The organism is Amycolatopsis vancoresmycina (assembly GCF_000716785.1).
In the GTDB taxonomy this organism is placed as follows: domain Bacteria; phylum Actinomycetota; class Actinomycetes; order Mycobacteriales; family Pseudonocardiaceae; genus Amycolatopsis; species Amycolatopsis vancoresmycina.
Window position 1 is genome coordinate 38275 of sequence record NZ_JNYY01000019.1, and the last position, 24935, is coordinate 63209.

19 protein-coding genes are annotated in these 24935 nt (G+C 73.0%); 7 read left to right on the top strand and 12 right to left on the bottom strand.

The window, feature by feature from the left end; genetic code table 11:
* Positions 1 to 58: 58 nt before the first annotated feature.
* The 5 genes from OO60_RS35200 to OO60_RS45190 form a co-directional block, all read right to left on the bottom strand.
* Positions 59 to 1072: an SDR family oxidoreductase gene (locus OO60_RS35200; protein WP_033262984.1), complete on the bottom strand. Its 1014-nt coding sequence runs from the start codon at positions 1070 to 1072 to the stop codon at positions 59 to 61.
* A 109-nt stretch (positions 1073 to 1181) separates the two neighbouring features.
* Positions 1182 to 4235 (bottom strand): FAD-binding and (Fe-S)-binding domain-containing protein, encoded by a 3054-nt coding sequence (locus tag OO60_RS35205; RefSeq protein WP_033262985.1) that lies wholly within the window; start codon positions 4233 to 4235, stop codon positions 1182 to 1184.
* Positions 4236 to 4248: 13 nt separating this feature from the next.
* Complete coding sequence (locus OO60_RS35210; protein WP_003058309.1) at positions 4249 to 5325, bottom strand: enolase C-terminal domain-like protein; 1077 nt, start codon at positions 5323 to 5325, stop codon at positions 4249 to 4251.
* Entirely contained in the window at positions 5322 to 7115 is a 1794-nt protein-coding gene (locus tag OO60_RS35215; RefSeq protein ID WP_003058306.1) for a thiamine pyrophosphate-requiring protein, read from the bottom strand. The genes OO60_RS35210 and OO60_RS35215 overlap by 4 nt, the downstream gene beginning before the upstream one ends.
* On the bottom strand, positions 7096 to 7452 hold the full coding sequence (locus tag OO60_RS45190; protein ID WP_003058302.1) for a DUF6292 family protein: 357 nt from the start codon (positions 7450 to 7452) through the stop codon (positions 7096 to 7098). Before OO60_RS45190 ends, OO60_RS35215 begins: the two co-directional genes overlap by 20 nt.
* 79 nt (positions 7453 to 7531) lie before the next feature.
* Here OO60_RS45190 and OO60_RS35225 point away from each other — a divergent pair, with 79 nt between their 5' ends.
* The 3 genes from OO60_RS35225 (at position 7532) to OO60_RS35235 (ending at position 10949) form a co-directional block, all read left to right on the top strand.
* Complete coding sequence (locus OO60_RS35225) at positions 7532 to 8008, top strand: MarR family winged helix-turn-helix transcriptional regulator (RefSeq protein ID WP_003058298.1); 477 nt, start codon at positions 7532 to 7534, stop codon at positions 8006 to 8008.
* Between the two features lie 77 nt (positions 8009 to 8085).
* Positions 8086 to 10473 carry a molybdopterin oxidoreductase family protein gene (locus OO60_RS35230; protein WP_033262986.1) on the top strand — a complete coding sequence of 796 codons (2388 nt, stop codon included), beginning with the start codon at positions 8086 to 8088 and terminating at the stop codon, positions 10471 to 10473.
* On the top strand, positions 10470 to 10949 hold the full coding sequence (locus OO60_RS35235; protein WP_003058290.1) for a hypothetical protein: 480 nt from the start codon (positions 10470 to 10472) through the stop codon (positions 10947 to 10949). The genes OO60_RS35230 and OO60_RS35235 overlap by 4 nt, the downstream gene beginning before the upstream one ends.
* Position 10950: 1 nt before the next feature.
* Here OO60_RS35235 and OO60_RS35240 read toward each other — a convergent pair whose 3' ends face one another.
* Positions 10951 to 12210, bottom strand: a complete 1260-nt coding sequence (locus OO60_RS35240) for a low temperature requirement protein A (RefSeq protein WP_003058289.1) — start codon at positions 12208 to 12210, stop codon at positions 10951 to 10953.
* A gap of 399 nt (positions 12211 to 12609) precedes the next feature.
* Between OO60_RS35240 and OO60_RS35245 the strand changes: the two genes are divergently transcribed.
* Genes OO60_RS35245 through OO60_RS35260 form a run of 4 tightly spaced genes read left to right on the top strand, consistent with a single transcriptional unit; the run spans position 12610 to position 16855 of the window.
* Positions 12610 to 15213, top strand: coding sequence for a sensor histidine kinase (locus tag OO60_RS35245; protein ID WP_033262987.1), 2604 nt, complete (start codon positions 12610 to 12612; stop codon positions 15211 to 15213).
* Entirely contained in the window at positions 15210 to 15704 is a 495-nt protein-coding gene (locus tag OO60_RS35250; RefSeq protein WP_004561907.1) for a roadblock/LC7 domain-containing protein, read from the top strand. The genes OO60_RS35245 and OO60_RS35250 overlap by 4 nt, the downstream gene beginning before the upstream one ends.
* Positions 15701 to 16081, top strand: coding sequence for a DUF742 domain-containing protein (locus tag OO60_RS35255; RefSeq protein ID WP_004561908.1), 381 nt, complete (start codon positions 15701 to 15703; stop codon positions 16079 to 16081). Before OO60_RS35250 ends, OO60_RS35255 begins: the two co-directional genes overlap by 4 nt.
* Before the next feature lie 18 nt (positions 16082 to 16099).
* Entirely contained in the window at positions 16100 to 16855 is a 756-nt protein-coding gene (locus OO60_RS35260) for an MHYT domain-containing protein (protein WP_004561909.1), read from the top strand.
* A gap of 44 nt (positions 16856 to 16899) precedes the next feature.
* On the opposite strand, the gene OO60_RS35265 is transcribed toward OO60_RS35260, so the two are convergent.
* The 6 genes from OO60_RS35265 to OO60_RS35290 form a co-directional block, all read right to left on the bottom strand.
* Complete coding sequence (locus OO60_RS35265; RefSeq protein ID WP_033262988.1) at positions 16900 to 19281, bottom strand: DUF7617 domain-containing protein; 2382 nt, start codon at positions 19279 to 19281, stop codon at positions 16900 to 16902.
* A 283-nt stretch (positions 19282 to 19564) separates the two neighbouring features.
* Complete coding sequence (locus OO60_RS35270) at positions 19565 to 20362, bottom strand: GntR family transcriptional regulator (protein ID WP_004561911.1); 798 nt, start codon at positions 20360 to 20362, stop codon at positions 19565 to 19567.
* Entirely contained in the window at positions 20359 to 21849 is a 1491-nt protein-coding gene (locus OO60_RS35275) for a beta-N-acetylhexosaminidase (protein WP_004561912.1), read from the bottom strand. Before OO60_RS35275 ends, OO60_RS35270 begins: the two co-directional genes overlap by 4 nt.
* Complete coding sequence (locus OO60_RS35280) at positions 21849 to 22667, bottom strand: carbohydrate ABC transporter permease (protein ID WP_004561913.1); 819 nt, start codon at positions 22665 to 22667, stop codon at positions 21849 to 21851. The genes OO60_RS35275 and OO60_RS35280 overlap by 1 nt, the downstream gene beginning before the upstream one ends.
* Positions 22664 to 23587 carry a carbohydrate ABC transporter permease gene (locus tag OO60_RS35285; RefSeq protein ID WP_004561914.1) on the bottom strand — a complete coding sequence of 308 codons (924 nt, stop codon included), beginning with the start codon at positions 23585 to 23587 and terminating at the stop codon, positions 22664 to 22666. Before OO60_RS35285 ends, OO60_RS35280 begins: the two co-directional genes overlap by 4 nt.
* Positions 23588 to 23657: 70 nt before the next feature.
* Entirely contained in the window at positions 23658 to 24935 is a 1278-nt protein-coding gene (locus tag OO60_RS35290) for an extracellular solute-binding protein (protein ID WP_004561915.1), read from the bottom strand.

Sequence of the window (24935 nt, forward strand, 5' to 3'; positions counted from 1 at the left end):
GGCTTCCGAGCGGACGCCGGACCGGACGAAAACGACCTTCCGGTCACGGCGGCTTGCGCTAGGACCTGGCCCGGCGCCACAGCGCCAGCGCCGCCGCGGCGAGCGCGCTGCCTCCGGCGGCGACGAGGCCGTGGTGGTGGCTCGCCCACAGCTGGAGGCTGCGCGGGGCCGCCTTGCCGTCGAACTCGCCGTGGGCGCCGAAGTCGCGTCCGCGGTCGGCCGGCGCCCACAGGTTTTCCGGCTGGTCCACCGGCTTCGGGTCGCCGGTCTGCTGGGACCGGTACCCGGTGCGGGCGAGGTAGCGGTCGAGGATCCCGGGGGCGACGGCGTTCGCGACGAGCGTGCCGACGGTGCTGCCGCCGACCCAGTACTCCCGCCGCCCCGGGTGATCGGCGGCGTGCACCACCGCGCGGGCGGCGACTTCGGGCTGGTAGATCGGCGGCACGGGCTGCGCGTGCCGCGGCAGCTTGGAGCGGACCCAGGAGAACTGCGGCGTGTTGACAGCCGGCATCTGCACCATCGTCGTGCGGACGTGGCTGCCGTCGTGCAGCAGCTCACAGCGCAGGGCCTCGTTGAAGCCCTGGATGGCGTGCTTGGCGCCGCAGTAGGCGCTCTGCAACGGGATCCCGCGGTAGGCGAGGGCCGACCCGACCTGCACGATGGTGCCCCGATCGCGCGGCTTCATCCGCCGCAGGGCGGCGGTGGTGCCGTGGACGTAACCGAGGTAGCTGACTTCGGTGACGCGCCGGAACTCGTCGGGCTCGATCTCCTCGAACGGCGCGAAAACGGACGTGAAGGCGACGTTCACCCACACATCGATCGGCCCGAGCTCCTTTTCGGCCCGCTCGGCGGCGGCATCGACCTGCCCGAAATCGGCGACGTCGGTGGGGACGGCGAGCGCGGTCCCACCGGCCGCGGTGACGTCGTCGGCGGCGGCCGCGAGCCCGGCTTCGCCGCGGGCAAGCAGGGCGACCCGGGCGTGCCGGGCCCCGAAGGCCCGGGCGACGGCCCGGCCGATGCCGCCACTCGCCCCGGTGACGACGACGACCTGGTGCGGGGTTGCGCTGGTCATGGGCCCTCCGATCGGAAGCAGGCTGTCGGGTGCGGAAACGGAGCCGGCCCGGTCGAGCTGCCCGGCGTGGGCCCGGCTGCCGGAGCCGGGGCCGCGCCCACTTCGCGCGTCACCGCAAGCTCCGGCGCACCGCGAATCCCACCGCGGCCGCGGCACCCGCGCCGAGCGCGGCCACCACCGCCGTCCGCCTGCGCCGCGGTGGCGAAGCCGACGGCGGCCGGTCGAGGCCGCTCGCCAGCAGCTCCGCCAGGTGCACCCCGTCCCGCCCGCCGCTGTCGAGCTCGTGCAGCTGGGTGCGGCAGCTGAAGCCGTCGGCGAGCACCGCGGTCTCCGGCGAAGCGTCACGGACGCGCGGAAGCAGCACCCGCTCGGCGCACGCCTCCGACACCGCCCGGTGTCCCTTCTCGAACCCGAAGTTGCCCGCCAGGCCGCAGCAGCCCGAGTCGAGGTGCTCGGCGTCGACGCCCGCCGCTGCGAGGAGCTTGCGGTCCGCGTCCCAGCCCAGCACCGCGTGCTGGTGGCAGTGCACCTGCGCGATCGCCTTCGCGTCCAGGCGGGGCGGGCGGTAGCCGGGAGAGTGCTCGGTCAGCAGTTCGGCGAGGGTGACCGTCTGCGCGCGCAGCCGCCGGACGTCCTGGTCGCCGGGGAACAGGTCGGCCGCGTCGGCGCGGAACACCGCCGTGCAGCTGGGTTCCAGGCCGACGACGAGCCCGCCGTCGTGCAGGTGCGGGGCCAGTTCGCGGACCGTGCGGGCCAGGACGTGCTTCGCGACGCCCAGCTGCCCGGTCGAAATCCACGTCAGACCGCAGCACAGCGCCGCCGACGGCAGCTTCACCCGCCACCCCGCGTCCTCCATCAGCCGCACCGCGGCCTGCCCGACGTGCGGGTGGAACGAGTTGGTGAACGTGTCCGGCCACAGCAGCACCGTTCCGCGGGCGCTGGTGCCGGACGGCCCGCGCCGCGCGAACCACTGCTGCAGCGTTTCCCCGGCGAACATCGGGACTTCGCGGTCCTCGACGCCCGCGGCCAGGGTCGCCAGCCGGGACAGTCCTGGCGTGTGCGTCAGGGCGTTGACCACGCGCCCGGCCCGCAGCCTGCCCACCACCTGGGCGAACGCCGGCAGCCAGCCCATCGTGAAGTCCGAGCGCGGCCGCCGCCACGGCCGGCCTTCGTAGTGGTGGGCGAGGAACTCCGCCTTGTACGTCGCCATGTCCACATTGGCCGGGCAGTCGGTCTTGCACCCCTTGCAGGCCAGGCAGAGATCGAGGGCGTCCCGCACCTCCGTGGAGCGCCAGCCGTCGCCGACCGGGCTGTCGCCGTGGCCGTCCAGCATCTCGAACAGCAGCCGCGCCCGGCCGCGCGTGGACTGCTCCTCTTCGCCGGTCACCTGGTACGACGGGCACATGACCTGCCCGCCGCCGGTGGTGTGCTGCCGGCAGCGGCCGACGCCGACGCAGCGGTTGGCGGCCTGGGCGAACGAGCCGCCGTCGTCGGGGAAGCGGAAGTACAGGTCCTGCGGATCGGCGGGCGCCCAGCTCGCGCCCAGGCGCAGGTTCTCGTCGAGCCGGTAGGGGGCGACGACTTTGCCGGGGTTCATCCGGTTCCCGGGGTCGAAGACGGCCTTCAGCCTGCCGAAGGCGAGCACCAGGTCGGCGCCGAACATCTTCGGCAGCAGTTCGCCGCGGGACTGGCCGTCGCCGTGCTCGCCGGAGAACGAGCCGCCCAGCTCCGCCACCAGGTCGGCGGCGCGTTCCATGAACCGCCGGTAGGTGGCGACACCGTCGGCGCGGTAGAGGTCGAACGGGATCCGCGTGTGCACGCAGCCCTGGCCGAAGTGGCCGTAGAGGCTCGGGCCCGTTTCGCCGGCGTAGCCGAACTCTTCGTACAGCGCGGTCAGCTTCCGCAGGTACTCGCCGAGCCGTTCCGGCGCGACGGCGGAGTCCTCCCAGCCTTCGAAGGTGTCGGGCCGGCCCGGCAGGTGCGCGGTGGCGCCGAGCCCGGCCTCGCGAACCTGCCAGAGCTCCTCTTCGCGGGCGGGATCGTCGAGGAATTCGACGTCGGCCTCGTGCTCGGTGTCGTGCAGGGCGTCGAGCAGCTCGTGCGCCTGCCGCTCGGCTTCTTCGTGCGTGGCGGCGGCGAACTGCACCATCAGGAACGCGCGCCCGTGCGGCAGCTCGCCGAGCGCCTCCGGGTTCATGCCCTTGATCTGCTCGTCCCGGATCAGCTTGTGGTCGACGCCTTCCAGTGCGACCGGCTCGTGCGGGAGCACCGCGGGCACGGCGTCGGCGGCGGTGGCGATGTCCCGGTAGCCGAGCACCACGAGGGTCCGTTCCGGCAGCACCGGGACCAGCTCCAGCTCGGCCCGCAGCACGGTGACCAAAGTGGACTCACTGCCGACGAGCAGCCCGGCGACGTCGAAGTGGTGCTCCGGCAGCAGCGAGTCCAGGTTGTACCCCGAGACGCGGCGCGGGATGTCCGGGTACCGGCGGCGGATCTCCTCGCCGCAATCGTCGCGCAGCCGGCGCAGCTGCCGGTAGATCGCGGCCCGCGGATCGCCGTGCCGCTCGATCGCGGCGTACTCCTCGTCGGTGGTTTCCCCGCACCAGAACCGGGTTCCGTCGTAGGTGACGACTTCCAGGCGGGCGATGTTGTCGACGACCTTGCCGGTCCGCTGGGCCGTGGCGCCGCAGGAGTTGTTGCCGATCATCCCGCCGAGGGTGCAGTTCATGTGCGTCGCCGGTTCCGGCCCGAACCGCAGGCCGGTGTCCGCGAGCTGCCGGTTCAGTTCGTCGAGCACGATGCCCGGTTGCACCACGCAGGTTCGTGCGTCGGTGTCGACGGACTCCAACCGGTTGCAGTACTTGGAGAAGTCGAGCACGACGGCGGTGTTGGTGCACTGGCCGGCGAGGCTGGTGCCGCCGCCGCGGGACAGCACCGGCGCGCCGAACTCCCGCGCCACCGCGAGCGCCGCCACCGCGTCCTCCGGCGTCCGGGGCAGCACGACCCCGATCGGGACCTGCCGGAAGTTGGACGCGTCGGTCGAGTACGCCGCGCGCGTCCCGCGGTCGAACCGCACTTCGCCGGTCACGCGCTCCCGGAGCGCGGCGGCGAGACCGTCGAAATCCTGGCGTACCACCGGATCGGGCAGCTGAACGCCGGCCATCGCGGGTCCTCCTTCAGAGTGCGTATCCGGCCGCGGCTTCGGCCCGGAAGGTCAGCCCGTGCCCCGCCTCGGCCATCGACGGCGCCACCGTGCCGCCGGCCGGATCGAGGCAGCCGTCGAAGAAGAGCCGCTCGATCCGGTCGTGGTCGGCGAACCACTCGATGTGCCGGAAGTTCGGGGTGGTGACGGCAGCGTGCGCGGAGAGGTTCGGCGCGCAGTGCGCCGAGACGTCCCGGTTGACCGCGGCGGCGAGGGCGGTGGCCCGCCGCCACTCGGTGTAGCCCCCGCACCGGGTGACGTCGATCTGCAGGCAGTCGACCACCGGCAGCATGCGCGCGAAGCAGGGCAGGTCGTAGCCGTACTCCCCGGCGGCGATGTCCGGGCCGCCGGGGACGCGGGCCGCCGCGAGCCCGGGCAGGTCGTCGCTGGAAACCGGCTCTTCGAACCACGTGACGCCGTATTCCCCGAGCCGCTCGGCGACGCGGCGCGCCCGGCCGGGGGAGTAGGCGCCGTTGGCGTCGACGTACAGCGCCGTGTCGTCGCCGATCGCCTTGCGGGCCAGCGCAATCCGGGCGAAATCGCGGTCCGGCGACTCACCGATCTTGATCTTGACGCGCGGGATGCGCTGCTGCCGGACCCAGTGGTCCAGCTGCGCGGCCAGCTCGTCGTCGGTGAGCGTGGTGAAGCCGCCGCTCCCGTACACGGCGGCCTCGTCGTGCACCCGGCCGAGCAGCCGGCTCACCGGCAGCCCGAGCGACCGGGCGGCCGCGTCCCACAACGCGATGTCGACGGCGGACATCGCGCACGAAACCAGGCCCGCCCGCCCGAGGTTGCGGATCGCGTGCTGCATGGCCGTCCAGCAGGCGGGCACGTCGAGCACCGGGCGGCCGCGGACGGCCTCGGCGAGCACGCCTTCGACCAGCGGCACGCAGGCCGCGTCGGCGTACGTCCAGCCCAGCCCGCGGATCCCGCCGGCTTCGGCGTGCACGACGACGATCGTGGTGGCGTCCCAGGTCAGCGTGCCGTCGGCCTCCGGGGCGGGGGCCGGCACCCGGTAGGCCCGGGCGCCGACCCGCTCGACCGTCGTCACCGGTGCTTCCCGGGCAGGAACTCTTGCAGCTTCGTCTTGACGCCCTGGGCGACGAGGTGGAACGCGTCGGGGTCGCCCTTGAGGACGGCCTGGGCGGCCGACTTCACCTGCTCGAACGTGGCGTGCGGCGGGATCGGCGGCACGTCCGGGTCGCAGCGGACGTCCAGCACCGCCGGCTTGCCCGCGGTGAGCGCGGTGTCCCAGGCCGGGGCCAGCTGCTCCGGCTTGTCCACCGTGACGGCCGCGAGCCCCAGCGACAGCGCGAAGCCGGCGTAGTCGACGTCCGGCAGCGTCTGGGACTCCTCGAACTTCGGTGCCCCGCCCATCGCGCGCAGCTCCCAGGTGACCTGGTTGAGGTCGTTGTTGTGGAACACGCAGACCACGCACCGCGGGTCGCTCCAGAGGTGCTGGTAGCGGGCGATGGTGATCAGCTCGGCGAGGCCGTTCATCTGCATGGCGCCGTCGCCGACGAGGGCGATCACCGGCCGGTCCGGGTGGGCGAACTTGGCCCCGATCGCGTACGGCACGCCCGGGCCCATGGTGGCCAGCGTGCCGGACAGCGACCCGCGGATGTCGCCGCGGATGCGCAGGTTGCGGGCGTACCAGTTGGTGGACGAGCCGGAGTCCGCGGTGACGATCGCGTTCTCCGGGATCCGCTTCGACAGCTCCGACACGACGGCCATCGGGTTCACCGGCTGCGCTTCGACGGCGGCTTCCTTGTCGATCGTGTCCCACCAGGACGCGACGTTCTTCTCGATCGTCTCGCGCCACTTGCGGTCCGGCTTGCTCGTCAGCCGCGGCAGCAGGGCGCGCAGGGTGGCCGCGCTGTCCCCGACCAGGTTGACCTCGGTCGGGTAGCGCATCCCGATGAACCGGCCGTCGAGGTCGATCTGCACCGCGCGCGCCTGTCCGAAGTCCGGCAGGAACTGGCTGTACGGGAAGTTCGAGCCGACGATCAGCAGCGTGTCGCAGTCGCGCATCAGCTCGTAGCTCGGCCGGGTGCCGAGCAGCCCGATCGAGCCGGTCACCCACGGCAGGTCGTCGGGCAGGACGTCCTTGCCCAGCAACGCCTTCGCCACGCCCGCGCCGGTGACCTCGGCGACTTCGCGGACCTCCTCGGCCGCGCCGCGCGCGCCCTGGCCGACCAGGATGGCGACCTTCTCGCCCGCGTTGAGCACCTCGGCCGCCGCGTCGATGTCCCGCTCCGCGGGGATCGAGCGGGACCACGCCGTGCCCGGCGGGCTGGAGGGCACCTGCTTGAACGCGTGCTGCGGCGGGGAGTACGGCTCCTCCTGCAGGTCCGCGGGGATGATCAGGGCGGTCGGGCAGCGGGACGACTCGGCCGTCCGGATGGCCCGGTCGAGTGCGTTCGGCAGCTGTTCGGCCACGTTGACCTCGACGAGGTACTCGCTCGCGACGTCCTTGTAGAGCGCCTGCAGGTCGACTTCCTGCTGGTAGCTGCCGCCCATCGCGCTGCGCGCGGTCTGCCCGACGATGGCGACCACCGGGACGTGGTCGAGCTTCGCGTCGTAGAGGCCGTTGAGCAGGTGGATCGCGCCCGGGCCCGAGGTGGCCATGCAGACGCCGACCTTGCCGCTGAACTTCGCGTAGCCGACGGCCGAGAAGGCCGCCATCTCCTCGTGCCGGGCCTGGACGAACCGGGGCTGGTTGTCCGCCTTGCCGAACGAGGCGACGATCCCGTTGATGCCGTCGCCCGGGTAGGCGAAGACCTGCTCGACGCCCCACTCGCGCAGGCGCTGGAGCAGGTAGTCACCGACTGTCTGGCTCATGAGTACTCCCTTTGGCGTGCGATGCCGCTTCGGTGAGCGCTTCGTGGACCCGGCGGGCCACGACGGCGGGCCGCGGCCGTGCCGGTTCGGGCCACCGGGCCAGGACCGCGGGCTCTTCCGCACCGTCCGGTTCCACGGCGAGGGACCAGCCGCTGTCGGCGGTCCACTGCAGCATCAGGAACCGGCCCGCGTGCCGGGCGGCCAGTGCGATGTAGGCGGTCGACGGGCTGCCGGGTTCGCTCCACGACGCTGCCGGTTCGACGCGCAGCAGTTCGGCGACGGTCTCGACGTAGTCGCGCAGGGCCGTGGCCTCGACGTGCCCGGGATCCGGTTTCACCGGCGCGGACGCCTCCTTTCGTGGTCGCCGTCGGCGCTCACGAATCGCTGTACCCGCTTTCGTCGTCTATCATACTTGCGTGACGCAAACGTGGCAGCCGCAAGACGGCACCGACGCGGCCCTGGCGGTGTTGCGGGCGATGGTGATGATCGCCGACGCCACCGTCGGGCGGAACACCGAACAGCTGACGCTGACCCAGTTCCGCGCGCTGCGGGTGGTGGTCGACCGGACGCCGGTCACGATGGGCCGGGTGGCGCGCGAACTCGCGCTGAACCCGTCCTCGGTCACCCGGGCGTGTGATCGGCTGGTAGCCCTGAACCTGCTGGAAAAGGCGCCCAACCCGCTGAACCGGCGGGAGACGCTGCTGGCCCCGGCCGCGGCGGGGCGGCAGCTGGTGGACCGGGTCGACCGCGACCGCCGCCGGGTACTGGCGGACGTCCTCGGCCGGCTCGACCCCCCGGCGCGCGCCGCCGCGGTGTCCGCTTTCGAGCGGTTTGCCGGGGCCGTCGAAGCGGACGAAAGGGATTCGCGTTCATTGTTGCGCGGCGCAACTTAAGGTCGGCGGAAAAACGTTTGGCCACCGGCGGACGGGGTATCCCGGGCGCCATCAGGCCGTGATCGGAGGTCCTTGCGGTGGGAAAGCGCGACGGAATCACCGAGCCCTGGGGGACCAGGACGCCCTACGGCCCGGGCGAGCCGTGGCCGGTCCGGGTGGACAGCCACCTGGCCGGCGGCCTGCGGCCGGCCGACGTCGACCGGTGGGTCCGCAGCGCCGCGGTGCTGCACTCCAACGGCGACGGGCTCGACATCGCGGTCAAGGACGGCCGGATCGCCGGCGTCCGCGGCCGCGCCGACGACCGCGTCAACCACGGCCGCCTCGACCCGAAGGACCTCTTCGCCTGGCAGGCCAACTCGTCGCCGGACCGGCTCACGACGCCCCTCGTGCGCAAGAACGGCGAGCTCGCCGAGGCGAGCTGGGACGAGGCGATGGACCTGATCGTCCGGCGCAGCAAGGATCTCCTCGACGCCCACGGCCCGGGGTCGCTCGGCTTCTACACCAGCGGCCAGCTGTTCGCCGAGGAGTACTACACCCTGGCCGCGATCGCCCGTGGCGGCCTCGGCACCCACCACCTCGACGGCAACACCCGGCTCTGCACGGCGACCGCGGCCGCGGCGCTGAAGGAGTCCTTCGGCTGCGACGGCCAGCCGTCGTCCTACACCGACGTCGACCACGCCGACGTCATCGCCCTCTTCGGCCACAACATGGCCGAAACGCAGGCCGTCCTGTGGACGCGCATCCTCGACCGGCTCGCCGGGCCGAACCCGCCGTCGGTGCTCTGCGTCGACCCGCGCGACACCCCGGTCGCCCGGGCGGCGACGCTGCACCTGGCGCCGCTGCCCGGGACCAACGTCGCCCTGATGAACGGCATCCTGCACGAGATCATCGAGCACGGCCGGGTGGACCGCGCGTACGTCGAACGCTGCACGGTCGGCTACGACGACCTCGCGGCGACGGTCGCGGACTACCCGCCCGAGCGCGCCGCGGAGATCTGCGGGCTCGACCCCGGGGAAATCCGCGAAGCCGCCCGGCTGCTCGGCTCGGCGGACCGGCTGCTGTGCACGGTCCTGCAGGGCTTCTACCAGTCGCACCAGGCGTCCGCGGCCGCCGTGCAGGTCAACAACCTCGTGCTGCTGCGCGGGATGCTGGGCAGGCCCGGCGCCGGTGTGCTGCAGATGAACGGCCAGCCGACCGCGCAGAACACGCGCGAATGCGGCGCCGACGGCGACCTGACCGGGTTCCGCAACTGGGCCAACGACTCGCACGTGGCCGAGCTGGCGGCGCTGTGGAACGTCGACGCCGGCAAGATCCCGCACTACGGGCCGCCGACCCACCTCATGCAGATGCTGCGCTACGCCGAGACCGGGACGCTGCGGTTCCTCTGGGTGTCGGCCACCAACCCCGCCGTCTCGCTGCCCGAGCTGCACCGCATCCGGTCCATTTTGGACTCGTCGCGGCTGTTCCTGGTCGTGCAGGACGCCTTCCCGACCGAGACCGCCGAGCTGGCCGACGTGGTGCTGCCCGCGGCGATGTGGGGGGAGAAGACGGGCACGTTCACCAACGTCGACCGCACGGTGCACCTGTCGGAGAAGGCGGTCGAGCCACCCGGGCAGGCCCGCCCGGACCTCGACGTCTTCCTGGACTACGCGCGGCGCATGGACTTCCGCGGCAACGACGGCGAGCCGTTCCCGCAGTGGCACGACCCGGAAAGCGCGTTCGAGGCGTGGAAACGCGCGTCGGCGGGCCGGCCGTGCGACTACAGCGGCCTGAGCTACGCCAAGCTGCGCGAGGTCAGCGGCGTCCAGTGGCCGTGCACCCCGGACAGTCCACACGGGACCGAACGGCTCTACGCCGACGGGAAGTTCTTCGCGCAGCCCGGCTACTGCGAAAGCTACGGCCGCGACCTCGTCACCGGGGCGCCGGTGGAACCCACCGAATACCGGGCGCTGAACCCGGACGGCAAGGCCATGCTCAAGGGCGCCGAGTACCTCCCGCCGCACGAGACACCGGACGAGGACCACCCCTTCTTCCTGGTCAACGGCCGGACGATCCACCACTTCCACACGCGCACGAAGACCGGCCGGACACCGGAACTGCGCGCGGCCGCGCCGGAGGTGTGGCTCGAGGTGTCCGAACGCGACGCGGCCGCCGCCGGGCTCGCCGAAGGCGACCTCGCGGAGGTTTCGACACCCCGCGGTGCCGTCCGCGCCCGGGTCCGCATCGGCGGCATCCGCGACGGCGTGCTGTTCCTGCCGTTCCACTACGGCTACTGGGACACCGGGCACCCGGCGGGCAAGGACGGCGACCGCGCGGCCAACGAGCTCACCTTCACCGACTGGGACCCGGTGTCCAAACAGCCCCTGTTCAAGACGGCCGCGGCCGCGCTGCGCCGGGTCGGCCCCGTGCCCGCCCCGGCCGCCGGGCCGGTGCCCGCGACCGTCGACGAGGAGGTCGTCCGATGAAGCTCGACCTCGTCCTGCGGGAACTCCACCGCTCGGAGCGGGCGCTGGCCAAGGACCTGCTCAAGACGTCCGGCCGGCACCACGCCGAGCACGAGATCCACCACCTCGCCCGCGACCTGGCCGGCTGGTCGGCGGCGCACGTGCGGGACATCGCCCGCGCCGGCCGGGACCACGGCCTGGACCTCGGCGAGGACGTGCCCGGTCCCGGTCCGCTGGAGCCGGTGCGGACGGCACTGTCCGAGCTGGGCGGCCGCCGCCCGGAGCCGGGTGTGCTGCTGCTGGCGGACCTGCGCCGCCTGCACCGCCGCGCGGCGGGCGTGTCGCTCGACTGGGAGTTGCTGGCGCAGGGCGCGCAGGCGGCGAAGGAGCCCGGGCTGCTGGCGCTGGCGAGCCGCTGCCACCCGCAGACGCTGCGGCAGCTGAAGTGGGCGAACGCGATGCTGAAGGCGCTCTCGCCGCAGATCCTGACCAGCTAGGTCAGCCGTGACGGGCGGACCGGGAGCCCGACGGCGGAGCGGTGCGGTTGCGCAGGAAGGCCAGCGGGTTGTCGCCGAGGCTGTCGATGGCCCTTCGGCGCACGATCGTGCTGACCGCCGTCATCCCGACGCCCCAGACCGCGACCACCCCGACCACCGCGGGCGCGGGCAGGACGCGGCCGAGGTGGGCGAGGTTCACCGTGACCACCAGGGCGGCGATCCGGGCCGCCCGCTGGTACCAGCGGCCGGGCTCGGCCGAGAAGACGCGGGTGCCCGCGATGTAGACCGTCAGGCCCGCGGTGAGCAGCCAGGCCGACGCGGCCGGCGGGGACTCGTGCAGCGAAAGGTTCACCCCGGCCGCGATGAGCAGCAGCGCGAACGCCGGTGTCAGGTGACCGCCCGCGTACAGCGAATAGGCGAGCGCCGGGTTGCCGCCGGAGAGGCCGAGCATCTTCTCGGAGAGCTCCGCGGCGGAGGTGAAGTACAGCCACCACAGCGCGCCGGCGAGGACCAGTCCGCCGACCATGGCCGCCCAGTAGGCGAAGTCGTCGGCCGGGCGTTCGAGCGCTGCCGTGCCGACCGTGATCACCAGCTCGCCGAGCAGCAGGATCATGAACAGCCCGAAGCGTTCGGCGAGGTGGCCGGAGTCGACGGCCAGGTTCGGGTCGCGCGGCCCGTCGAACATCGCCTGCCGCCGCTCCCGGGCGGTCGTCCGTTCCCCGCGGTGCCGGTGCCGGCCGCCGAGGAGCAGGAACCCGGCCTCCTGGATCAGCGCGAACGCCCAGATCCCCCAGCCGTTGGGCACCACCGCCGACACCGCGAAGAGGACCGCGGAGATCGCGTACCCCGTGCTGATCCGGCGCTGGTCGAGCCCGGGCCGCACCGGCCACCGGTGGGCGGCCGCCAGGAGCACGCGGACGGCGGCCATGGCCGCCACGAAGACCGTGGGGTGCCCGTCGAAGACGTGGTGCACCTGGGTGGCGGCGATCGCGCACGGGATGGTGCCCGCCAGCACGAACAGCCGGTCGGCCGGGCGGCTGTCGTCCCCGCGGCGGTTGTAGAGCACCGCGAAGCCGATCCACGTCCACCACAGCGTCGCGAACAGCCCCAGCGCGCCGGCGATGCGGGCCCAGTGCGGGTCCGCCACGATGCTGTGCGCCACCTGGCCCACCGCGAACACGAAGACCAGGTCGAAGTACAGCTCCACCCAGCCGACCCGCTTGCCGTGCGCGGCGCCGGTCTCCAGGTCCACATCGGTCACGGCGGGGATTCTGCCGCACCGCGGGCCCGGGATGCCCACCCGGGCCGGGCGGGAATTAATAACCCACCATTCGAACAATGGCGGAATCGGCCCCGGTTGCCGCTGTCGGTAATTCTGCCGCCGCGGTAACCCGGCGCGGGTTAACCCGTCGGTAGGGCCCGGAGCTGCGCGAACGTGCTTGAACAGTGTGCAAGCTGCGACCATCGGAACACAATCAGTGAGCCGCTGAAACAATTCGAACCCCGCGCTCGGAAACGCCGCCGCGCAGGGTTGACAAGGACGCCGGGCGTGATGTCTTCTGCTGGTCGGCCTGATCAACGCCACGTCACTGGGGATCCGCGTCCTGTCCGAGTTCGACGTCAGCCGTGCGCACGCGGCTGGGAATCGAGCGATTCCGCCATGCACGAAAGCAGATCCACGCCCCGCCGTCCGGCGGACGCCGCGTGGTGGCCGGCGCACTGGAGCGTCCGCACCAGGATCAGCGTCGTCCTGCTGCTGCCGGTCCTGGTCGCGGTGGCGCTCGCGGAAATCCGGATCCAGGGCGAACTCGACCGGGCGACGGCGCTCAGCGCGGCCCGCGACCGGCTGCCGGTGCTGCACGACACGATCGACCTGACCGCGTCGCTGGGCCAGGAGATGGTCGCCGCGGTCGCGGTCCCGGCGGGTGCGCCGGACACGCTGACCGCGGCGGTCGACGCGAAGGTGGCCGCGATCCAGCGCGACGCCGGTTTCGCGCCGCTGCCCGCCGACACCGGCCGGGCGCTCAACACCGCGCTGGGCAAGCTCGCCGGGATCCGCGCGGCCGGCGCCGGCGGCGGCGACGTCCGCACGAAAGCCGCCGGCTACAACGACATCATCAGCACACTGGGCGACCTCGTGCCCGCGATCGTCCCGGCGGGCGACGGCAGCGCGGAGACCACCCGGCTGCTGGTGCACCTGCGTGGCGAACTGGCCACCGAAGAGACCTACCGGCGGGCCGCGCAGACCAGCCCCGACGACGCTTCGCTGCGCCCGGCCGTCATCCGGACCGCCGCCGAGCAGGAGGTCCTCGCCGAGCAGGTCGAGCACCAGCTGAGCGGCGCCCGGCTGGCGAAGTTCACCGCCGCGACCGGCGCCGCCGACCGCAGGCTCGACGCCCTGCAGGAACCGGGCGGCGGCCGCCCGCTCGCGTCGCTGCTGCCCTCGATCACCGCCGAGGCCGCCGGGGTCACCGGCGTGCTGGACGACGTCGCGGCGCAGCTGGCGGCGAACGTGGCGGCGGCGGCCGACGACGCGAGGTCGGACTCGCTGCGCGACACGGCGCTGGTCCTCGGGGCGCTGCTCGGCGCGCTCGCGATCGCGCTGCTGGTGGTGCGGTCGCTGGTCACGCCGGTGCGCCGGCTGCGCGCGGCCGCCCTGCGCGCGGCGAACGAGCAGCTCCCGGAGACCGTCAAGCAGGTCCGGGAGGGCCACGACGTCGACTGGCGCGCGGTGCCGGACTCCGGGATCCGGACGGAGGAGGAGATCGGGCAGCTGGCCCGCGCGTTCGACGACATGCACCGCCAGGCGGTCCGGCTCGCCGTCGAGCAGGCCGAGCTGCGCAAGCAGGTCAGCGAGATGTTCATGACGCTGTCGCGGCGCAGCCAGTCGCTGGTCGAGCAGCAGCTGTCGATCATCGAGGACCTGGAGGCGGGGGAGCAGAACCCGCGGCGGCTGGACGAGCTGTTCCGCATCGACCACATCGCGACCCGCCTGCGCCGCAACGGCGAGAACCTGCACGTCCTGGCGGGCGGCCGCCCGGTCCGCCACGGCCGCGAACCGGTCCCGGCGCGCGACCTGCTGCGTGCGGCGACGTCGGAGGTCAAGGACTACCGGCGGGTGGCGCTGGGCAACGCGCCCCGCGGCTCGGTCCAGCCGGAGGCGGCGGCGGACGTGGTGCACATCCTCGCGGAGCTGCTGGAGAACGCGACGCGGTTCTCCCCGCCGGAGCACAAGGTGGCCCTGACGGCCGACCGCGGCGCGGACGGCGGCCTGCTGATCGAGGTGGTCGACCAGGGCCTTGGCATGACGCCGCAGGAGCTGACGACGGTGAACGACCGGCTGGCGGCGGCCGGCACGGTGGGCCCGGAGACGACCCGCCGGATGGGACTGTTCGTGGTGGGCAGGCTCGCGGCCCTGCACGGGGTGACGGTCCGCCTGCGCGCAACCGGAACGGCGGCCCGCCACGCGGGGGTGACGGCGAGCGTCCACGTCCCGGGAGCGCTGGTGCTGGCGGACCTGGCCCGCCCGATCGGCGCAGGCCGCCCGGCGGCGCGCAACGGCCACACGCGGACGCCGGAGGTCCCGGCGCAGGCGTCGACGCCGATCTTCGAGCAGGTGGTGACGAGCTGGTTCACCGAGCCGTCGGCCAAGCCGGTGGCCCGGCGGAACGGGGCGGCGCCGAAGGTTGGGACGCCGGTGGAGTGGCCGCCCGAGCCCGAGCCCGAGCCCGAGTCCGAGCCCGCCGGCCAGGTCACGCGCATCGAGCCGGTGGGCGAGACTTCCGGCACCCACTGGGCAGTCCCGGCGGACACAGCAGAAACTGCGGCGCCCGCCGATCCCGTGAGCTGGCCCGGCCTCGCCGAAACCCCTCCACCACACCGAGCCGCCGAGGCCGAGCCCTCCGCCGAAAGGCCGGGTCAGGCCGAGCTCGCCGCCGCACCGCCGGTTCAAGCCGAAACCACCGTCGTCGGCAGCTGGGACACCCCCGCCGACCGCACGCGGCAAGCCGCCGAAAGCGCTCTCCGGCCCGCCGCCGCGCAGCGGCTCACCGAGGCCGGGCTGCCCACCCGGCGGCCCGGGGCGCAGCTCGCGCCCGGTGCGGTCGTCCCGCGCGTGCGGGAACAGGCCGGTGGGGCGCCGTTCCGCGATGCCGCCGCCGTGCGCAGCAGTCTCTCCCGCCACTACCAGGGCATGCGCGCGGCCCGGCGGGAAACCGCCGCCCGCGCCGGGGAATCCGGAAAGGACGAAGGGGATCCGCGATGACGGAACTGCACGCCCGCCGCTCCGAGGCGCCGGCCCGGTCGCTCGGCGGGACACTGGCCGTGCCCGGTTCCGCCGTGCCGCCCGAACGGACGGCGACGCTGAACTGGCTGGTCAACGGGTTCGTCCAGGACGTGTCGGGGATCGCGCACGCCGTGCTGGTCTCCGCCGACGGCCTGCTCGTGGCCGCCGACGACACCCTGCCCCGCGAGCGCGCCGACCAGCTCGCGGCCATCGCGGCCGGGCTGTCCAGCCTGTCGCTGGGTACCGCCGAGCTGTTCACCGCCGGGCGGGTGGTGCAGTCGGTGATCGAAATGGAGCAGGGGTTCCTGCTGCTGATGAGCGTCGGCGACGGCTCGAACCTCGTCGTGCTCGCCTCGACCGGCTGCGACATCGGGCTGGTCGGCTACGAGATGACGATGCTGGTCGAGCGGGTGGGGCAGAAGGTCGACGTGCCCGCGCGCGAGATACCGGTGGCCCAGGACCACCGGTGATCGACGACGCGCCGGGGGGCGAGCCGCGCCGCAGCGCGGCACTGGCCCGCCCCTACGCGTGGACCGAAGGCCGGACGGCGCCGGCGGTCGAGATCGCCGTCGAAGCGCTGGTCGAGACCACGGCGGCGGGCCGGGCCGAAGCCGGCTACCTGACGTCGAGCGCGCAGGCGGAGATCCTCGAGCTGTGCCTCCGGCCGCGGTCGCTGATGGAGATCGCCGCGCTGCTGGCGCTGCCGCTCGGGGTGGTCCGCGTGCTCGTGGCGGACCTGATGGAGGACACCCTGGTGATCGTCCGCGACACGCTGTCGGACACCGCCACCTGGGACGAGCGCCACGACCTGATGGAACGCGTGCTGCACGGGCTGCGCGACCTGTAGCCCCGGGAAGGACTCGACATGGAACACTTCGCGCTGGGGCACTGGCTGCTCGTGCTGGCGTACCTGACGTCGGTGGTCGGCTGCGCGCTCGGCCTGGCGTGCGCGGTGCAGGCCCGGTACGCGGCCGACGCCCGCCACCGCCTGCGGTGGCTGGTGCTGGCGGCGGTCTCGATCGGCGGCGTCGGCATCTGGCTGATGCACTTCGTCGCGATGCTCGGCTTCAGCACCCCGGGCATGCCGGTCCGCTACGACATCTTCCGCACGGTGCTGTCGGCGGTCCTGTCGGTGTCGGCGGTGTTCGCGGGGCTGCTGGTGGTCGGCGGCCGCGCGAAGTTCGGCTGGTGGCGCCTCGCGCTCGGCGGCGTGGTCACCGGCCTGGCGGTGAACGTCATGCACTACACGGGAATGTCGGCGCTGAGGGTGAAGGGCGACTTCGGCTACGACGGCGGCCTGGTGGCGCTGTCGGTGGTGATCGCGGTGGTGGCGGCGACGGCGGCGCTGTGGTTCGCGGTCTTCCTGGACCGGCTGTCGTTGCGGCTGCTGGCGGGGTTCGTGATGGGCGCGGCGGTGACGGGCATGCACTACACGGGCATGGCGGCGGTCCGGATGAACATGGACATGAACGCCCAGGACCCGGCCGGGGTGGAGGTGTTTTCCTTCCTGTTCCCGGTGTTCGTGGTGGCGGCGATCGCGATGGCGGTCCCGCTGTGCGCGGTGCTGCTGGCCCCGGCGGTTTCGCCGAAGGCCACCGCGGAAGACGTCGTCGCGGTGTGAAACGGCCCGCGGGGAGCACCCCCGCGGGCCGTCACTTCACCTCCTCACAGGCTGCACAGCAACGAACACGCCTTCGCCGCCGACCAGTCCGTTGTGGACGGAGGGGTGCCCGGCGGGACGTTCACCGGCACGTAACTCACCTTCGCCTTGTTGGTGATCGGGAACAGGTTCAACAGGGCGTACGTCGCGCAGTACACCTGTTTCGTCTCGCCCGCCTGCAGCGTGAACGGGCCTGTCTGGCACGACGGCTCCACCGTGTCCACCACCTGCGCCGACGTGATGCCCACCGGACCCTGGTTCGTCACCGTGATCCGCCAGTACGCCGAGGCCGCGAGCACCCCGAGCAGGCCCACCGGGGCCTGTTTCGCCCACGGACCGGCACCGCCCGGGCCGCAGTCGGCCGGGTGGATCGCCGTGCAGATCTCCTTCTCCACGGTCACCTTCGGCGTGCACGACGCGCCCGGCGCCACCGGGAGCGTCACCGTGTTGGAACTGAACGAACCCGTCGAGTCCGTGCCCGTCGCCGTGTTCGCCACCGAGGTCACCGTGCAGTCCGCCGAGATCGTCGTGCGGAAGCACAGCTGCGGGGCGTCGCCCGTGAAATCGACCACCAGCGAGCCGCTGAAGCCGGTTCCGGAGTGCAGGACCAGCGTTGTCGTCACCGTGATCGACGGGTGCGCCGCCACCGGCACGCCGGTCAGGTCGACCGAGCCGTCCGGGGCGAAGCCCGGGGTCGGCACCACGGCCCCGTCCTGGTCGACCACCGTCACGCGGGACGCGGCGAAGTCGACGTTCGCCGGGTCGACGCCCGTCAGCCGGGCCGACGTGTAGCCCTGGACGTGTGAGCCTCCGTCGCAGTAGAAGTCACCCGGACGCAGGGTCACCTGCCCGCCGGAGCGGACGCACGGCGTCGCGCCGGTGGCCGGGTCCATCGAGAACAGGATGCCGGCGTCGCCCAGGCCGATCAGGCAGCCCGACGGCGGGTCGTACGCGTAGCCGTAGTCCCGCGTGGCGCCGCCGTTCACCGACGGGTGGGTGATCCGTGCGGGCAGTCCCGCGCACGGCGCGCCCGTCGTCCAGTCGTGGCACACGGCCGCCCCCGCGATCCCGCCGTTCCAGACCGGGAGGTAGCTGCGCAGGTGACCGCCCGGATCGGTGACGACCTCCGGGTCGAAGACGTACGTCCCGTTCGGCAGCGCGGCCGCGCCCGGCGGGGCGGGCAGGGCCGAGCCGTCGAGGGCGTAGCACGTGGTGACGTTGGTGCCGCCGGTCGTCGACGCGCACGCGCCCACCGGGGCACCGGTCGTGCCGAACGCCGTGTAGGCGTTGTAGTTGTAGTTGCCCGCCGGTCCCGTCGGCCGCGAAGCGGCCCAGCCGGCGCACGCGGTGGCCGTCGCCGGGTCGAAGCAGCCCAGCGACGGCTGCTGCGCGACGCCCGGGTTCGAGGTCGACGCGAACACCTTGCCCGCCACCGGGGTCACCGAGCCGTAGACGTACGGCTGGTTGGCGGCCGGCACGATCGGCGCGAACGGCTGGCCGCCGCAGGCGCTCTGCGTCGTGATGGTCCAGCAGGTCACCGCGCCGCTGCTGACCAGGCCGTAGAGGTTGCCGCCGGTTTCCGCGAACCCGGTGATGCTGGTCACCGGCGGCGACCCGCCGGTGGCGGCCAGCGGCCAGTACCCGCAGTTGGCCGCGGCGGCCATGTCGAGGCAGGCCACGCCGACGGACGCCGCCGTGACGGCGGGGTAGTAGACCTTCCCGGGCGTGCCGGGGTCGCGGACGTACTGCGAGACCATGGTGCTGGCGATGTCCCCGGCCCCCAGGGTGCCGAGCGGGCCGGGCGCGGTGTTGAGCACCTTCGGCCACGGGCCGCCCGGGCACCGCGCGCCGGTGGCGAGGTCGGTGCAGACCACCTTCGGCGAGGTGGCCCCCAGGTGGTGGTAGATGTTCCAGCCCTGCAGCGCGCCGCCCGGGGTGCGGTACAGGATCGGCGAGAAGCCGTCGCCGCCGGTGGCGGTGGTGACCGCCTGCACGGGCGGGGTGAGGGCGCCGGAGAGCTGCGTCGAGTCCGGGCCGGCGGCCGGGTTCGTCGCGCGGACCGCGGTCACGCCGGACGCCGGTTCGGTGCCGGTGAACGTGCTGCCGTCGGTGGACCACTCCGGTGTCCAGCCGGGTGGCGCGTGCAGCGAACCGGGCTGGTAGGCCTGGCCCGCCCCGACGGCGTCGGTGATGGTGGCGGCGCCGGTCGTGGTGGCGTGGTCGTCGTAGCCGATCACCCAGTTCGCGGTGGCGCCGTGGGAACCGGCGCCCTGCACGGACTTCGTCAGCGCGGACACCGGGGCGGGGTCGGCGGCCGCGGGCAGCGGGACGGCGGCGGCCACCGTGAGCACCAGGGGCAGGACTGTCCCCAGCATGCGTCTTCGCATGGTCGGTCCTCGATTCTCGGGAATGCGCGGGAAACGATTTCCCGGCCGAAGGAAAATCCTATGCCGCGTGGCCGACGTGGTTGAAGAGTTCTCACCCGGGCGCCGAAAAGGCGATGCGAACAGCGCAATTCGATGGTGTTTCACCGGGCTGGGCACGTGCCGTGACGACGGGGTTTTCCGGTAGGCGTCACCCGGATGCCGGTCTCGCCTCACTCGTTCGGGTAACGAGGGGAGGCTAAGAACCCGCGTTTCCGGCCCTCGGTGAAGATTTATTTACCGGGAACTAACCGGATTCGGCGTCGAAGCGGAGGTTCGAGGTGATGCGGTAGCGGTCGCCGCGGTAGACCGACCGGGTCAGTTCGACGATCCGGCCCGTCGTGTCCCGGGTGAGCCGTTCGATGTGCAGGATCGGGGCGTACACGGCGATTTCGAGGAGCTCGGCCTGGTCCGGGTTGGTGACCGCGGGTTCGATCGTCTGCACCGCGTCCTGCACGGCGATCCCGAACCGTTCCCGCAGCAGCCGGTAGAAGTTGCCCGTCTCGAGGTCGCCCGGCTGCAGGCCGGGGACGAGGACGGCGGGCAGCGCCAGGTTTTCGATCGCGATCGGTTCGTCGTCGACGTCCCGGACCCGGGTGACGCGCAGCACCGGCGCGTCCGGCTCGAGGTCCAGTTCGGCGGCCAGCGACCGCGGGGCGGGTGACACCGCGAACGCGACCACCCGGCTGGTCCAGTGGCCTTCCGCGGGCGGCACCGCCAGCCCGGTCGCCAGTTCCTGGGTGACCTTGTGCGGGCTGGTGAACGTGCCCCGGCCGCGCTGGCGCACGAGCAGCCCGGTGCGGGTCAGCTCGTCGATGGCCGCCCGGACGGTCGGGCGGGAGACGCCCAGTTCGGCGGCCAGGTCCCGTTCCGAGGCCAGCCCGGTGCCGGGGCCGGCGTTTTCGATCACCTTCAGCAGGTGCCGCCGGACGCGGTCGCGCTTGGCGGTGGGCGGCCGGTCCGCCGGTTCGTCCCTTTCGTTTCGGGGGTTCCGGGTGGCGGAGCCCCCGGCCGGGGGCGAAGCCCCGGAGGTTCCAGCGGTCAAGGCATCGTCTTCTCGGACACGGGGACCGCGCCGGCGAACCGGACGCGCTCCTTCGGCAGGGCACCCAGCGCTCGCAGCCGGCCGAGGTGGCCGGTCAGGCGCCGGTGGAAGTCAGCATAACCGCGGCCCGGCGGCGACCACGCCCGCTCGGCCAGCGCGCACAGCCGCGGGAAGGCCAGGTGCCGCACGTGGTCGGGGGTCGGCGCGTGCTCGGTCCACAGCTGGGCCTGCGTGCCGAGCACCCCGGGCCCGGTCCCGTCGCTGACCGGCAGCCCGCCGGCCAGTGGATCGAAGCGGTAGACGTCCGCGAGCGTCGTCACGGGCTCGCGTGGCGGTTCGCCCGGCTCCTCGCTCTGCCGGTAGTCGAAGTACGTCGAGGTGTGCGGCGCCATCACGACCCGGTGGCCGCGGGCGACGGCGAGCGCGCCGTGGGCGGCGTCGCGCCACGCGGTGACGACCAGCTCCGCGGGCAGCCGTCCCGCGGCGTGGCCGGTCTCGTCCCAGCACACCGCCTGCCGGCCCAGTCCCGCGACGATGTCGTGCAGCCGGCCGAGGAACCACGGGTGGAGTTCGGCGGGGGCCACCCCGAGGCGGGCGGCGGTGGCCTGCGCGGCCGTGCTGGTTTCCCACTGCGTCGTCGGGCATTCGTCGCCGCCGATGTGCAGGTACGGCGCCGGGAACACCTCGGCGACCTGGGTGAGCACGTCCCGGCAGAAGGCGAAGACGCCGTCGTGGACGCCGAGGATGTCCGGGCTGATGCCCCACTCCGTCCACACCGGCTGCGGCACCGAGGGCCGGTTGCCCAGCGACGGGTAGGCGGCCAGCGCGGCCCGGACGTGCCCGGGCAGGTCGATCTCCGGCACGATCCGCACGCCGCGCTCGGCGGCGAAGGCGACCAGGTCCCGCAGTTCCCGCCGGGTGTAGAAACCGCCGTGGGGCACGCCGTCGAAGACGCCGCTGCCCGCCGGCCCGACCATCGATTCGGCCCGCCAGGCCCCGATCCCGGTCAGCCGCGGCCACCCGTCGATCTCGATCCGCCAGCCCTGGTCGTCGGTCAGGTGCAGGTGGAGCACGTTGTACTTGTGCAGGGCGAGCAGGTCGACGAACTCGCGGAGGAACTCCAGCGGCATGAAGTGGCGGGCGACGTCGAGCAGCACCCCGCGCCACGGCAGCCGGGGCGCGTCGCGGATCGTCAGGCACGGCAGCCGCGGGGACAGCTGGCGGACCGTCTGCACGCCGGCGAGCAGGCCCGCTTCCGTGGACGCGGTCAGCAGCGCGTGCCCGGGCGTGACCTCGAGGGTGTACTCCTCCGGCCCGAATCCCGGTCTAAGCGCCAGCCGGATGCTCGGTCCATTGTGGACCAAGGGCAGGCCGGTGTAGGCGGCGAGCAGCCGGGCCGGGCCCCGGGTGCCGGGGCCCGCCAGGATCCCGGTGGGCACGCAGGAACCGGCGCGGCGGGTCAGCCGCGCGGGGAAGGGGATGAGCATCAGCCCTTCACCGCGCCCGCGGTCATGCCTTCGACCAGGTGGCGCTGCACGAGCGCGAAGAAGACGACGACGGGCAGCGCGAACAGCGTCGACGCGGCGATCAGGCCGCCGTAGTCGGTGCCCGTGCTGGTGCTGAACGAGACCAGCCAGACCGGCAGGGTGTACCCCGAGCTGTCCTTCATGATCACGTAGGCGAACAGGAAGTCGTTCCACGCCGTGATGAAGGCGAACACGCTGGTCGCGATCAGCCCGGGCAGCACCAGGGGCAGCAGGACCGAGCGCATCACGCGCCCGCGCGTCGCGCCGTCGACCATCGCCGCTTCCTCCAGTTCGACCGGGATGCCGTGCAGGAAGCCCCGCAGCGTCCAGATCGTGAACGGCAGCACGAGCGCCACGTAGGTCAGGACCAGCCCGAAGAGCGTGTCCAGCAGGTGCGCGCTCTTCAAGCTCAGGAACAGCGGGATGACCAGCGCGGGCACCGGCACCATCTGCAGCACCAGCACGCCGATCAGGAAACCGCGGCGCCCGAAGAACCGGAACCGCGTCAACGCCGTCGCCGCGAGGAAGGCGACCACGATGGACAGGACGACTACCGCGACCACGACCACGACGCTGTTGAGGAGGTCCTGGACGAACCCGGGCTTCGCGAGCGCGCCGGCGAAGTTGCCGAGCGTGACGTCGACCGGCAGGAACTCCGGCGTGGGCTGCAGGATCCGGCCCGCGGGCTTGAACGCCGTGAGCACCATCCAGTAGACCGGGAAGATCCACACGAGACAGAAGACCGCCGCGGTCGCGTTGCGGCCGATCCGCCGGATCACAGGTTCTCCCCGGAGCGCGCGAGCCGGCGCACGTACACCGCGGTCAAGCCGACGAGCAGCGCGACCGAGACGACGGCGATCGCCGCGCCCTGGCCGAAGTCGTTGCGGCTGAAGGCGCGGGTGAACGTCCAGATGCCCAGTGTCGTCGTGCCGCCGCCGGGGCCGCCCTGGGTGAGGATCCAGATCTGGTTGAACACGGTGAAGTCCCAGATGACCGAGAGGATGGTGACCAGGCCGAGGATCGGCTGCAGGAAGGGGAAGGTGATGGTGCGGTGCACCCGCCACGGCCCGGCGCCGTCCAGCGCCGCGGCTTCGTAGTAGGACCGCGGGATCTGCGTCAGGCCGGCGTGCAGGGTGAGCGCGACGAACGGGACCGACTGCCACACGACGAGCAGCCAGACGAGGGTGAACGCCGACGCCGGGGTCGTCGTCCAGTCGTGCTGGGTGAGGTCCCCGAAGCCGAGCTGCGTGAGCAGCCAGTTGACCACGCCGTAGCCGGGCTGGAAGAGCCACTGCCAGACCAAAGTGGACGCCACGTTCGGCAGCGCCCAGGCCGCGATCAGGCACAGCGTCACCGCCGTGCGCATCCCGCGGCCGAGGCGCTGCAGCAGGAGGGCGACGGCCAACCCGATCACCAGCGTCCCGGTCACCAGCGCGGCGCAGAACCCGACGCTGCGCGCGAGGACCGGGAGCAGCTGGGGGTCGGCGAGCACGGCGGTGTAGTTGTCCAGGCCGGCGAAGCCCGTCTTGCCGGTGAACAGCGACCGCAGGCCGTACTCCTGCAGCGAGATGACCACCAGCCGGACGAGCGGGTAGCCGAGCACGAGCCCGAGCAGCGCGGCGGCGGGCAGGAGCAGGCCGTAGGGCAGCAGGGAAGGGCGTCGCGTTCTTTCCCGGGTGCGCGCTTTTTCCAGCAGCACAGGGACTCCTTCGCGGAACAGGGGCGGGGTGACCCGGCAGGGACGGCGGTCGGCCGGGCCACCCCGCCGGTCAGCGGGCGCCCAGCGCCTCGGTGAGGTGGGCGTCGAACTCCCGGGCCGCGTCGGCCACCGGCCGGCGTCCGGTGGCGATGTCGGCGAAGAACGTGTTGATCGACTTGTCGCTCTCGATGGTCGCCCAGCCGGGGGCGGCCGGGGTGGCGACGCTGGTCTTCGCCGCGGTCGCGAAGGCCGCGTTGAGCGGCGGCAGGGTGGGCGTGATCCGGTCGATCAGCTCGGTGGAGATCGGGGTCCAGCCGTCGATGCCGGAGACGGCGTCCCGCTGCACGGCCGGGTCGGTCGCCGCCTTGAGGTAGGCCAGCGCCAGGTCCTGGTGGCGGCTCTTGGCGGCGACGGCGAGGTCCGAGCCGCCGAGGAACACCGGCTGCGTCTTCCCGGGCGTGGCGCTCGGGAACGGGAAGGTGCCGAGCCGGTCCTTCAGCTCGGGCTTGTTCTTGAGCACGGTGTTGACGCTCGTGTCGAGGATGGTCGCGGCGCCGCCGGAGGAGAAGATCGCGGCCTGGTCCGGGGCCTTCGTGTCGACGTTGCGGGACGCGGGGGAGGAGTAGGCGTTCTGGAAGTCCTTCCACGCCTGCAGGCCCTTCAGCGCCTCCGGGCTTTCGAGCGCGCCGGCCCACTTGCCGTCCCGCTGCACGGCCAGCTGCCCGCCGGCGTCCCAGACGAACTGCAGCGCACCGAACCAGTACCGGCCGGGGAAGTGGAAGGCCGAGTAGTCGGGCGCGGGGTGCTTGGTCTTGATCTTGTCCAGGGCGGCGGTGAGCTCGGCCAGGGTCTTCGGCGGGGCGGTGACGCCGGCGTCGGCCCAGACCTGCTTGTCGTAGATCACCGCCCGGTTCCCGGCGAACAGCGGCGCGGCGTACAGATGTCCGTCCACAGTGGCCGGTCCGGCGAGGCCGGGCAGCCAGGTCTGCCCGGCGGCGAGGGTGTCGCGGTGCGGGTTGAGGTCGGTCAGCGCGCCGTTGGCGGCGAACAGCGGGACGTCGGTGTTGCCGATTTCGATGACGTCGGGCGTGTTGTCCTGGGCCAGCGCGGTGCTGATCTTCGTGTTGATGTTGTCCCATTCCTGGATCTGCACGGTGACCTTGGCGCCGGTGGCCTTCTCGAAGGCGGCGTTGACGGCGGCGGTGGCCTTGTCGCTGAGGTCGCCGTTCATCAGCCAGACGGTCAGCGTGCCACCGCCACCGGCGGCGGGAGCGGGGGTGTCGGTACCGCAGGCGGCGGCGGTCACGGCGGCGACGGCCAGTGCGGCGGCGAGGATGCGTCTGCGCAT